We start from the raw sequence: 12,853 nt of genomic DNA on the forward strand, positions 1-12,853 counted from the left end.
ACTAAGAAACACCTCTATTCTCATAGTAATTTCGCTAAGCGTAAAAACAGCTGTAACTTTTATGTAAGCTAAAACCTCATGTGTTTTCATCCAAATACGCTATATCACATTTACAAAAAAAAACATAAGATTTCAATATAAGGGACTAGCTTAAAAAGTGTGAGTCAATTCAATCAAATTGAGGAACAAGGGAGAACTATCATGAATATGAAATCAATCAAGCATGGGCTTAATCACTTGTTTGCTTTTGAAAACTTACCTTCTGATATGCATTCGCAAGCAGTTGATGAAATTGAGCAAGGTTTACGCTTTGAAGAGTTAGCCGAGCAAGATCATGAACGTATGCAAAACTGGTTAGATGTAACTCCTAATGATCGAAATGCTATGTGGTGCTACTTACGAGCAGCTTTACGTGGTAGCTCTGATGCTTCTTTTAAACTTGGTATCGGTTATCTAAATGGTCAATTTGGCTTAGATAAAAATTATCGTGAAGCTGAAAAGTGGTTACAAAAAGCCGCAAGTCAGGGCCATCCTGATGCAGAGCGCTGCTTACAGGAAGCCTTTAGTAAATTGGCTTTTTCATAAATAAAAAAACCAGCCCGTAGGCTGGTTTTTTTATTAACAGAAATTATCCGCTAATTTTTTTGTATTTAGTACGTTTTTGAACAGCATCTTCACCTAAACGTGACTGACGATAAGCTTCGTATTCTGCATAGTTACCTGTGTAGAATTCTGGCTGTTCATTTTCAAATGACAAGATGTGTGTCGCAATACGATCAAGGAACCAACGGTCATGCGATACCACCATTACTGTACCTGGGAATACAAGAATTGCATCCTCAAGCGCACGTAAAGTTTCAATATCCAAGTCGTTTGATGGCTCATCCAGTAAGATAACGTTTGCGCCTTGCTGTAAAATTTTCGCAAGTTGTAAACGGTTACGCTCACCACCAGACAATTCGCCTACGCGTTTTTGCTGATCTTGGCCTTTGAAGTTAAAGCGGCCGATATAAGCACGTGAAGCAATTTCATAATCGCCCACTTTCAAGATATCTAAACCACCAGACACTTCTTCCCAAACAGTTTTGTTATTGTCTAAGGTGTCACGAATCTGACCTACGTAAGCTACTTTAACTGACTCACCTAAAGTCACAGTACCTGTATCAGGTTGCTGTTCGCCAGTCATCATACGGAATAAAGTCGTTTTACCCGCACCGTTTGGACCAACGATACCCACAATTGCTGTTGGAGGTACTGTAAACGATAAGTTTTCGTACAATACGCGGCCGTCAAATGATTTGCTGATCCCTTCAACTTCCACAACTTTATTACCCAAACGAGGGCCAGGTGGAATGTAGATTTCAGACGTCTCATTACGTTGCTGGAATTCTTTAGAGTTAAGCTCTTCAAAACGCTCCATACGTGCTTTGTTTTTCTTTTGCTGACCTTTAGCATTTGAACGAACCCATTCAAGTTCTTTCTTCAATGCTTTAGCAAAAGATTCTTCTTGCTTCTGCTCTTGTTCTAAACGAGCATTTTTCTGTTCCAACCAAGAAGAGTAGTTGCCTTGGTAAGGAATACCATGTCCACGGTCAAGCTCCAAGATCCACTCGGCCACGTTATCTAAGAAATAACGGTCATGCGTAATCGCAACGATTGTGCCAGGAAAATCTTTCAAGAAGCGCTCTAACCAAGATACAGATTCTGCATCCAAATGGTTCGTCGGTTCGTCAAGAAGCAACATGTCTGGTTTAGAGAGCAATAAACGACAAAGCGCTACACGACGGCGTTCACCACCTGAAAGCTTAGTTACGTCTGCATCCCAAGCTGGAAGGTTCAAGGCATCTGCCGCGATTTCAAGCTGGTTATTTAAGTTATGTGCATCCCAAGCATGGATAATTGATTCTAATTTTTCCTGCTCTTTTGCAAGTGCATCAAAATCTGCATCTGGATCTGCATATTCTGCAAAAACCTGATCAAGGCGTTCTAATGCATCTAAAGCTTCACGCACGCCATCTTCAACGTTACCACGAACGTCTTTAGTCGGATCAAGAGGTGGTTCTTGCTCTAAATAGCCGATTTTAATTCCAGGTTGTGCACGAGCCTCACCAGAGAAATCTTTATCTACGCCAGCCATAATACGAAGCAAGGTAGACTTACCTGCACCGTTCAAACCGAGCACACCAATTTTGGCACCCGGGAAAAATGATAAAGAGATGTCTTTTAAGATTTCGCGCTTTGGCGGAACCATCTTAGACACTCGGTTCATCGTATAAATATATTGGGCCACGCAGGACTCCTCAATTGAAAAACCAATACATCGCATAAGCGATAAATAATCGCGCGTATTATACGCTGAAAACCCCAACAACTTGAAGTTATGATTTCCATCGTACGGATTTATCAAACAATTTTCTTTTTCAATAAGTTGCAAAATGTTTATGGATAAGATTTATACAGCGTTTCAGCGTATATTTTTCTATCTTTATTCCTAAAATTAGAAAACAAACCAGAATTTCTGCAATTTTCTATTTAACTTTTAAGCTAGACTCGCTCAATATTTAACTCACGAAGATGAAGTAATCATGACTTATAAAGATGAAACCTTAGCCATTCACGCAGGCTATTCACCCGAAGCGACAACAAAAGCAGTTGCGGTCCCTATTTATCAGACTACTTCTTATGCATTTGATAATACACAGCACGGTGCCGACCTTTTCGATTTAAAAGTTCAGGGCAATATTTATACCCGGATTATGAATCCGACCACTGCTGTACTTGAACAACGCCTTGCTGCACTCGAAGGCGGAATTGGTGCGTTAGCCTTGGCTTCTGGAATGGCAGCAATTACCTATGCCATCCAAACTATTACAGAAGCAGGAGACAACATTGCCTCAGTTTCAACTTTATATGGCGGGACGTACAATCTATTTGCTCACACCTTACCAAAACAAAGCATTGAAGTTCGCTTTTTTGATTATCAACAACCAGAAAGCTTGCGCAATTTAATTGATGATAAAACTAAACTTGTTTTTATTGAGTCAATTGGGAATCCACTCGGCAATATCATCGATTTAGAAGAAATTTCAAAAATTGCACATGAATATGGGGTGCCCGTCATCGTTGATAATACGGTTGCCACCCCTGCCTTATTAAAACCTTTTGAATATGGCGCCGATATCGTTATTCATTCTCTTACTAAATATATTGGTGGTCATGGTAATAGCATTGGTGGCGCGATTATAGATAGCGGTAAGTTTCCTTGGGGTAAATATCCAGAACGCTTTAAAGTTTTGAACACGCCTGACCCAAGTTATCACGGGGTGAATTATGTCGAGGCATTAGGTGAAGCTGCTTATATAGCCAGAGCTCGCGTGGTACCTTTACGGAATACAGGTGCGGCAATTAGCCCACTGAGTGTTTTCTTAATTTTACAAGGTTTAGAAACGCTTAATTTACGGATGGAGCGCCATACTGAAAATGCGCAAAAAATTGCGGAATATTTACAGACTCATCCAAAAGTAAAATGGGTCAACTACGCAGGTTTAAAAGATCACCCACAGCATCAACTGGCTCAAAAATATGTAAAAGGTAAACCTTCTGCAATTTTATCTTTCGGTGTGCAAGATGGGCGTGAAGGAGGTACTCGATTCATTGACGCACTTCAGCTATTTACTCGTCTTGTGAACATTGGTGATGCGAAAAGTTTGGCTTGCCACCCTGCAACTACGACTCACCGCCAGCTCAATGAACAAGAGCTTAAATCTGCTGGGGTAAGTGAAGATATGGTTCGTCTTTCCATTGGAATTGAGCATATTGATGACTTAATTGCCGATTTGGAACAAGCACTTTCAGCTGTATAACTTTTAAACTGTTCAACAAGCCTCTGGAAATAGAGGCTTTTTTATTTGTCATTTATTATATAACTAAAATAATTAATGGATTAAGATCGTATTTTAGAGTTTTTACTCTAAATAAATTGTTAAATTTCATATATTTACAGACTAGACAATTTTTAAACATCTATTAAGATAATAGCCATATTTATGAGTTCATTTGGATGAACCTACGGTTGTAAAAAATAAAAATTACATACCGGAATAAATAATCCCTGCCCCTACTTAGGTAAAATGCTGTGAATAAAAAATTAGAAGCTCTGTTCCAGGAAAAGGTACAAGATAAAGTCATTTTAGTGACAGGCGCCTCGAGTGGAATCGGATTAACGATTTCAAATAAACTTGCTGATGCTGGTGCCCATGTTTTATTGGTTGCTCGTACTCAAGAAACTTTGGAAGAAGTGAAAGCAGATATTGAAAGTCGTGGCGGCAAGGCATCAATTTTCCCGTGTGATCTCAACGATATGGAAATGATTGATCAAGTGTCTAAAGAAATTTTAGCGACCGTCGATCATATTGATATTTTAATTAATAACGCAGGTCGCTCTATTCGCCGTGCCGTACACGAGTCTTATGATCGTTTTCATGACTTTGAACGCACGATGCAATTAAATTATTTTGGCGCAGTACGTCTAGTTCTTAATATTTTGCCACATATGATTCAGCGTAAAGACGGGCAAATTATTAATATTAGCTCGATTGGTGTCTTAGCAAATGCAACGCGCTTCTCTGCATATGTCGCATCTAAAGCTGCTCTTGATGCATTTAGCCGCTGTCTATCAGCCGAAGTTCATGCACACAAAATTGCGATTACTTCAATTTATATGCCATTGGTTCGTACCCCAATGATTGCACCAACTAAAATTTATAAATATGTACCAACCCTTTCACCTGAGCAGGCTGCTGACCTAATTGCTTATGCAATTGTGAAACGTCCAAAACGTATGGCAACGAACTTAGGCCGCTTAGCTTCAATGACTTATTCGGTAGCACCAGGCATCAACAATATGTTTATGTCGATTGGTTTCCGCTTATTCCCGAGTTCAGATGCAGCGAAGGGACAAAAAACCGAGAAATTAAACTGGGCACAAAAAGCTTATGCACGAATTTTCCCAGGTGAACACTGGTAATTTTGAATTAATAGCATAATCAAAAAAGCGCCCTAAATAAGGCGCTTTTTTGATTAATGTCTATATTTAGTCGAGAAACTGAACGTGCCCTGTTTTTACATCGTAAATTGCACCCACAACTACAATCTCACCTCGCTCAACCATATCTTTGAGTACACTGCTGTTATTAATAATGTATTGGATATTGTAGTGAACATTCATTGCTGTGACTTGGCTAATAAAAGCATTACCTAATTCACGTGGCTGCATAATGTCATATACGCTATTAACCGAATGCATTAATGGTCCAAGCACATATTGAATATGTGGCATTTCCTTCACATCGGATATTTGTTTTTGCTCTAAACGCAATTGGCATGCACTTGTCACCGCACCGCAATCAGTATGTCCTAAAACAACGATGACTTTAGAACCTTTAGCCTTACAAGCAAACTCAAGTGAACCTAATACTTTTTGTCCGGCAATATTACCTGCGATTCGTAAGCTAAACAGATCACCAATACCCACATCAAAAATCATCTCGGTGGGTGCACGTGAATCCATACAACCAAGAACTGCTGCGATCGGATGCTGTCCTTCATCTGCAGTCACACGAATTTGTCGGTAAATATCTCGTTGAAGACGTTCATTTTTTACAAAACGTTCGTTTCCTTCCTTAAGTAAGTTGACGACCTGTTGAGGACTCAGCTTTTGTTGCAAATCATGTGTGCTAATATCAATATCAAGTACCGCATCATCAACGTCTTGATAGTGCTGTTTGAACCCGACCAGTTTAAGGTTTACTTGTCTTTTAATGGCCGTTTCACTTTGATAATCTTGAATAACTTGATAGATATCAGGATCGATCGAATCACACTGAGTTGCATCAATAATGAGTTGCTGATTTTTATGCACATGTTCCAATGCCGAAATAAGCGCAGAACGATTAAGAAAGGTGACTTGTGACGGGAGTTCAATACGAGTAACTACACCATGCAAGCGCTTCTCTCTATAAACACGAATACCTTTATTAAAATTACCATAGAGAATAAAAGCACTGCTAGTGAACAGACCAATTAAAATTCCCATTAAAAGATCAGTCAGTAAAATTGCAACCAAAGTAATAATAAAAGGTAAAAACTGTTTCCAACCTTTTTGATAAAGCTGTTTAAATAGTTTTGGATGGGTAAGCTTAAAGCCTGTCACAATGAGGATCGCTGCCAAGGCAGACAGAGGAATCATGTTCATCAATGGTACGAAAAACAAAACCGCTAACAGCAACAATACACCATGAATAATGGTAGAGCATTTACTACGCGCGCCTGTATTTGCATTTACCGAACTACGTACAATCACTGAAGTCACAGGCATTCCACCAATTAAACCCGAAACAATATTACCTGTACCTTGTGCCCAAAGTTCGCGGTTAGGAGGAGAAGAACGTTTCTGAGGATCAATCTTATCTGCCGCTTCTAAATTCAATAACGTTTCTAAAGATGCCACCACAGCTAGAGTAATTGCACCTGTGTAAATCATAGGCTCAGCTAAATAGCTAAAATCAGGAAAAATTAATACTTTTTCGGGTGCTTGTAATATATTGGGCAATTGAATGAGGTTATCAATTTGTACTGCCCACGCAGAGCCCATACTCACTAAAATAAAATTTAAAACTGCTGCGAGTACAACAGCAATCAAAGCCGAAGGTAAAGCTAATTTTTTAAGTGGACTACTATCCCACGCTAAAATTAAGAATAAACTGAGTAAACCAATAAGTGCAGCCCCTTCATCAAAACGTTGAAGGAATGCGTCTGGTGTTGAAGTCCAAACCTGTTTCCATGAAAAAGCAGAAAGTCCGAACAGATAAGGTAATTGTGTGGCAATCAGGATGACACCAATAGCAGCAAGTAATCCTAAAATGACATTATTAGGGATAAAGTTGGCAAAAAATCCTAACTTAAATAATCCAAATAGAATTTGTAGGACACCGGCAAAAATAATACATAATAAAAAGGCGGCATAATTGCCGCCTAGTTGTTCTAACTGTACAAGAATTACGGCCGTCAGCCCTGCCGCTGGGCCAGCAACACTAATGTGGGAACCACTTAGCAAGCCTACGATAATGCCGCCAACAATACCTGCAATAATGCCAGAGATGATGGGAGCACCTGAGGCTAAAGCGATACCTAAACACAATGGTAATGCCACAAGGAAGACGACAACTCCAGACAGGAGGTCTTTTAAATAAAATCTATTTTTCAGGTTTAAAACCGACATAAAACAACCATTTATAATAAAAAGAAATAAGCAAAGTTGTACTATTACAGCCTGAAAGTGAGTAAATGCTTCAAGGCTGGGTTGATGATGTCGGACAACTGAATATCATTAAAGTTTAGTTATGCTATAACGTTGTGTATTTAATTGTGTATTTAACAACGATTTGTTGATCTTAAGATTCACCTCATCTTTACGACTGCGTTTTTTCCTTAATCGCTCTTTAATACCGATTAGAAATAATAATTCGCCAATAAAAAAGCCCCCGATTGGAGGCCTTTTTATTAATTAAAGACGCTTATTTAGAGCCTTTAATCCCTGCTTGTAGCAACAACGCCCCTAAACCACCAATTTTTTGTTCTTGAGGCTTCTCTTGCTTGGCACGCTGAGGACGTTCAGCTTGATCTTTACGTGGTTGAGGACGTTTACCTTGAGGCTTACGCTCAAAACGTTGTTCGTTATTTTGCTCACGGCGTGGTGGACGCTGTGCTTTTACAGGTGCAGAACCTTCGGCACGCATACTTAAGTTCACGCGATTACGTTCAGCATCAACCTGCATAACACGCACTTGTACGATCTGACCCGGTTTTACAACTTTATGCGGATCAGAAACGAACTCATTCGCTAATTCAGAAATATGAACTAAACCATCTTGATGCACACCAATATCAACAAAGGCACCAAAGTTTGTGACATTAGTAATCACACCTTCAAGCTGCATACCTTCAGTTAATTGGCCCACTTCCGTGATATCTTCACGGAATTTAGCAGTACGGAACTCTGGACGTGGGTCACGGCCCGGTTTTTCAAGTTCAGCTAATACGTCTTGAACGGTTGGCAAACCGAATTTGTCATCAACAAATTCATCAGCTTTTACTTGGCGAATGATTTCGGTATTACCAATGATGTCTTTCACAGTTGTCGCTTTTGCTGCAACAATTTTCTCAACAAGACCATAACTCTCAGGGTGAACAGCAGAAGCATCTAAAGGTTCAGAACCATTTTGGATACGTAAGAAACCAGCTGCTTGTTCAAAAGTACGCTCGCCTAAACGTGGTACGCTTTTCAAAGCTTGACGATTATCAAAACGACCATGCTCTTTGCGATATTCAACAATTTGCTGAGCAATGGCTTTATTCAAACCTGCAATGTAAGCCAAGATTGCTGGCGAAGCAGTATTTACATCGACACCAACAGCGTTCACACAGTCTTCAACTACCGCATCAAGTGTTTTAGCCAAACCAGTTTGATTTACGTCGTGTTGATATTGACCTACACCAATTGATTTCGGATCAATCTTAACAAGTTCAGCAAGTGGATCTTGTAAACGGCGAGCAATCGACACTGCTCCACGAATTGAAACATCAAGCTCTGGAAGTTCTGCCGCTGCAAGCTCACTTGCAGAGTAAACAGATGCACCCGCTTCACTTACAGTTACACGTGTTAATTTAAGGTCTGTATTTGCAGCCATCATTTCAGCCACTACAGCTTCCGTTTCACGGCTAGCTGTACCATTACCAATGGCAATAAGTTCTACATTATATTCACGGCATAAACGTGCAAGCTCAGCAATAGAGCCTTCTTTGTCTTCTTTAGGTGCAAATGGATAAATCGTGCTATGAGCAAGTACATCACCTGCATCGCTTACTACCGCCAGTTTCACACCAGTACGAATACCAGGGTCAACACCTAAAGTCGTACGGCTACCCGCTGGTGCTGATAACAATAAATGACGAAGATTTTCAGCAAATACCTGCATTGCTTCGGCTTCGGCAGTAAGACGTTTCTCTGTCAGCAATGAATGCTCGATTTGAGGACGAACTTTACCCAACCAGAATAATTTAGCAGTTTGCTTTAAGAAGTCCTGACGTGCTTGAGGTTGAATTTGCTCAAGGTTGTATTCAGTTTCGATACGTGCCAATGGTGCATCATCTTCACCATCTACTTTTAGACCTAATACATTTTCTTGACGACCACGTAACATCGCCAATAAACGATGCGATGGTAGTTTGTTTAGGCCTTCAGAAAATTCAAAGTAATCACGGAATTTTTTACCGACTTCTTTCTTTTCTTCAGAAGCAACTGTACTTTTTAACACTGCAGTTTTTGCAAAAGTTGCTTTTAATTCTGTAGTAAGCGCAATATTTTGTGCCCAGTCATCAATTAGAATATGCTGAATCGCATCTAACTGACTTTCAACATCTGGATAGTCTTCGTGACTAAAACCAGCCAATGCTTCTGTCGGGTCAACTTGTTCTGCAATAATTTTTTCAGCAATCGGTCCTAGACCTGCTTCTTTTGCTTTAAAAGACTTACTTGTGCGCTTAGGACGATACGGTGCATAAATTTCTTCTAAAGCATTTTTTGTTTCGGCTGCATTCACCCGCGCCAACAAGTCATCACTCAATTTATTCTGTTCTTGCAATGACTGAATAACCTTTTCACGGCGCTCATATAAATCACGTAAATACGCTAAACGAGTATCTAATTGGCGTAACTGCGTATCATCTAAACCTTGGGTTACTTCTTTACGGTAACGGGCAATGAATGGAACACTGGCACCTTCGTCAATTAAGCGGATGGCAGCTTCTACTTGGTTTGGACGTACGGCAAGCTCACTTGCCAACTGCTGAACTAAGTCAGTCATCGTGTTTGATCCCACAAGGATAAAGTTTAAAAGCACTGATTATAAAGACCAAGCCCATAAAATCCACACTTGTTTGCGTATTCAAAACGTTTTTTTGTATTGACTCTGAATATTTATACTTTTTACGACGACTAGAGCACATAAAAACAGGCGTTTAACTATGAAAGAATTAAGATGGACTCCTGCCTTTTAATATTTATAAAATATAACAGTATGACTTATGTCATGAATATGACAAAAATTTCATATAATTTATGAGAAAATGATCATATTGATACATAGCCCAAAAGATCAAAATATTGATGTTGAGCACTATTTTATCCTTCTAATTTCTTATCTACTCTAACTAACTGCCCCATTCAACCATTAAAACTCCATTAATCTTGATTAAAATAACTTATTTGAAACAATTAGTTATTAATATTTAATTCGTAAAAAATTGTCGAATATTTAAGTATTTGTTTTTTTTGAGCGGTCTTTGCTAAATTATGGGCTTAAGATGTTGTTTTTTGGTTTCAAACCACCTCGAAAATTGTAATTTTGAGCAAATTGATACATAGTCTAAACAAGAACATCGGCATTATACTGAGGGCTTGTTGGCAATAAGCCTATCCGACCCAATAATATATAAATTATGACTTTAAAAGGGAGTACATCATGAGTTTAGTTGTACCTGCTGAACATCCTGAAACCGTACACAACGAAACGGATCGTGTCGAACGTATTTTAGTGGTCGATGACGATGTGCGTTTACGTACCCTCTTGCAACGTTTTTTGGAAGATAAAGGCTTTGTTGTAAAAACTGCCCACGATGCTTCGCAAATGGACCGTTTATTACAACGTGAGTTATTTTCACTGATCGTACTCGACTTTATGTTACCGGTTGAAGATGGTTTAAGTATTTGCCGTCGTTTACGCCAATCAAATATTGATACGCCAATCATCATGCTAACAGCACGTGGTAGCGATTCAGACCGTATTGCCGGTCTTGAAGCTGGTGCAGATGACTACTTACCAAAACCATTTAATCCAAATGAGCTTTTAGCACGTATCCGTGCGGTATTACGCCGCCAAGTTCGTGAAGTTCCGGGTGCACCGAGCCAACAAGTTGAAGTAGTAAGCTTTGGTCCATGGTCTTTAGACTTGTCTACCCGTACACTGACACGTGAAGGACAAATCGTTACCTTAACAACTGGCGAATTTGCGGTATTAAAAGCATTGGTACAACACCCACGTGAACCATTAACACGCGATAAACTTATGAACTTAGCTCGTGGCCGTGAATGGGGTGCAATGGAACGTTCAATTGACGTCCAAGTCTCTCGCTTACGTCGTTTAATTGAAGATAACCCTGCACGTGCACGTTACATCCAGACTGTATGGGGTGTAGGCTATGTATTCGTTCCAGATGGTGCTGAATAAGCTTGAGATAAGATAGAGTGAGTTTAGAACCAATCGCCCCACAGAACTTTACCGATTACGTTACCTACTCAGAACGTAAAAGGACTCGATGGGAACGTTTTCTCGACAAAATAAAGCCACGTTCTGCTGCCATGCGTACCACAATTTTGGTACTGCTGGTGGTGTTCTTTAGTTTGTTTATGTCGTTATGGTTCTTTTGGCGCACGCTTTACTTGCCTGAAATTCAACAACACGCACGCTACCTTGCGGTTGAACTTGAGCTCGTCAACAATCCTGACATACGAATTTTTCATCGCGAAACTGAAGTAGATATTGATGCGTGGTTACGTAATCGAGTCGGTATTGAATACGTTACAAACCCCAAAGAATATCCAAGTGTCCGAGAAAAGGTCATTGCCGAGTTTTTTACCAATCAGGTTGAACAAAAACTGGCAAATGAGATCGGGACTAAAGACGTTACCGTTTATTTCCAGTTTAAACCGAGCCCACGCATTTGGATTCAAACACCTGAAATGCATGGAAACTGGGTTCGTGAGCCTTTAAAAACCTATGCCAACTACAGCCCTGAGCTCTTAGTGGGTTGGGTTGTGGGAGTTCCATTACTGTCGGCTATCATTATTTTGATTTTAGTCAGACAGATGAATCGCCCTCTGCGTCGTTTGCAGAATGCTGCTAATGAATACAGTAAATCCGGAACAGCACCTTACCTTGATACCAATCATGGCCCACTAGAAATTCGTCAAGTAAACCAAGCCTTTAATCGTATGGTCTACACACTCGATCAGACTGAGCGTGAGCGACGTATTATGCTGGCAGGTATTTCACATGATTTACGCACCCCGCTTACACGCATACGTTTAACAGCAGAGATGCTGCCTGATGAGTTTTTGCGTGAGGGTTTGGTCTATGATGTAGATGATATGGATGCAATTCTCAATCAATTCATTTCGTATATGCGCGATGGTTCGGATGAGGAATTGAAAGACACCAATATCAACATGCTTTTGCAAGAATTAGTTGTGCAATTTAAACCTCTCGATATTCAGTTTAAGATGCAGGATGTACCTATTATTCCGGCACGTAGCCTTTCTTTAAAAAGATTGATTGCCAACTTGATTAATAACGCAAAACGCTATGGCGCTGAACCGATAGAGCTCAGTGCAAAAGTTGAAAATGAATCTATTTTAATTACCGTTGCTGATCATGGTGAAGGTATTCCAGCAGATCAAATTGAAGAGTTGATGCAACCCTTTGTTCGTGGAGATTCAGCAAGAACCATTCAAGGCAGTGGTCTTGGGCTAGCGATTGTTAAACGTATTGTCGATATTCATCATGGTGCGATTCAAATTCATAACCGCGAACAAGGTGGTTTAGAAGTTATAATTTCTTTACCAATTCCAAAACCGATTACTGAAGAAAACACCACAACCAATCCATTGGAAAAAATAAAGCAAACATTGAGTGAGCGCTTTTAATTTAATCAATCAGCAATTAAAAACCTTGTTTTA

Annotated in this window: 8 protein-coding genes; 5 read left to right on the plus strand and 3 right to left on the minus strand. The window is 39.8% G+C overall.

What is annotated here, in order from left to right; translation table 11 throughout:
* Positions 1 to 201 precede the first annotated feature (201 nt).
* Positions 202 to 585 carry a tetratricopeptide repeat protein gene (locus tag HUN22_RS02860; RefSeq protein WP_217484502.1) on the plus strand — a complete coding sequence of 128 codons (384 nt, stop codon included), beginning with the start codon at positions 202 to 204 and terminating at the stop codon, positions 583 to 585.
* Positions 586 to 628: 43 nt separating this feature from the next.
* On the opposite strand, the gene ettA is transcribed toward HUN22_RS02860, so the two are convergent.
* Entirely contained in the window at positions 629 to 2,290 is a 1,662-nt protein-coding gene (gene ettA / locus HUN22_RS02865) for an energy-dependent translational throttle protein EttA (RefSeq protein ID WP_005067029.1), read from the minus strand.
* Between the two features lie 295 nt (positions 2,291 to 2,585).
* On the opposite strand from ettA, the gene HUN22_RS02870 reads away from it, so the two are divergent.
* Together HUN22_RS02870 and HUN22_RS02875 are read left to right on the plus strand one after the other, a co-directional pair.
* Positions 2,586 to 3,863, plus strand: coding sequence for an O-acetylhomoserine aminocarboxypropyltransferase/cysteine synthase family protein (locus tag HUN22_RS02870; protein WP_174726433.1), 1,278 nt, complete (start codon positions 2,586 to 2,588; stop codon positions 3,861 to 3,863).
* A gap of 272 nt (positions 3,864 to 4,135) precedes the next feature.
* A complete protein-coding gene (locus HUN22_RS02875) occupies positions 4,136 to 5,026 on the plus strand; it encodes an SDR family NAD(P)-dependent oxidoreductase (RefSeq protein WP_016142855.1) in 891 nt (296 codons plus the stop codon).
* A 66-nt stretch (positions 5,027 to 5,092) separates the two neighbouring features.
* On the opposite strand, the gene HUN22_RS02880 is transcribed toward HUN22_RS02875, so the two are convergent.
* Both HUN22_RS02880 and HUN22_RS02885 read right to left on the minus strand, forming a co-directional pair.
* Positions 5,093 to 7,279 (minus strand): SulP family inorganic anion transporter, encoded by a 2,187-nt coding sequence (locus tag HUN22_RS02880; RefSeq protein WP_174726434.1) that lies wholly within the window; start codon positions 7,277 to 7,279, stop codon positions 5,093 to 5,095.
* A gap of 295 nt (positions 7,280 to 7,574) precedes the next feature.
* Positions 7,575 to 9,923, minus strand: a complete 2,349-nt coding sequence (locus HUN22_RS02885) for a Tex family protein (protein WP_174726435.1) — start codon at positions 9,921 to 9,923, stop codon at positions 7,575 to 7,577.
* Between the two features lie 657 nt (positions 9,924 to 10,580).
* Between HUN22_RS02885 and ompR the strand changes: the two genes are divergently transcribed.
* Positions 10,581 to 11,345: an osmolarity response regulator transcription factor OmpR gene (ompR, locus tag HUN22_RS02890; RefSeq protein WP_000060753.1), complete on the plus strand. Its 765-nt coding sequence runs from the start codon at positions 10,581 to 10,583 to the stop codon at positions 11,343 to 11,345.
* Between the two features lie 17 nt (positions 11,346 to 11,362).
* Positions 11,363 to 12,820, plus strand: a complete 1,458-nt coding sequence (locus tag HUN22_RS02895; protein WP_174726436.1) for an ATP-binding protein — start codon at positions 11,363 to 11,365, stop codon at positions 12,818 to 12,820.
* Positions 12,821 to 12,853: the final 33 nt, after the last annotated feature.

It is taken from the genome of Acinetobacter lactucae, assembly GCF_013344765.1.
Taxonomy (GTDB): domain Bacteria; phylum Pseudomonadota; class Gammaproteobacteria; order Pseudomonadales; family Moraxellaceae; genus Acinetobacter; species Acinetobacter lactucae_A.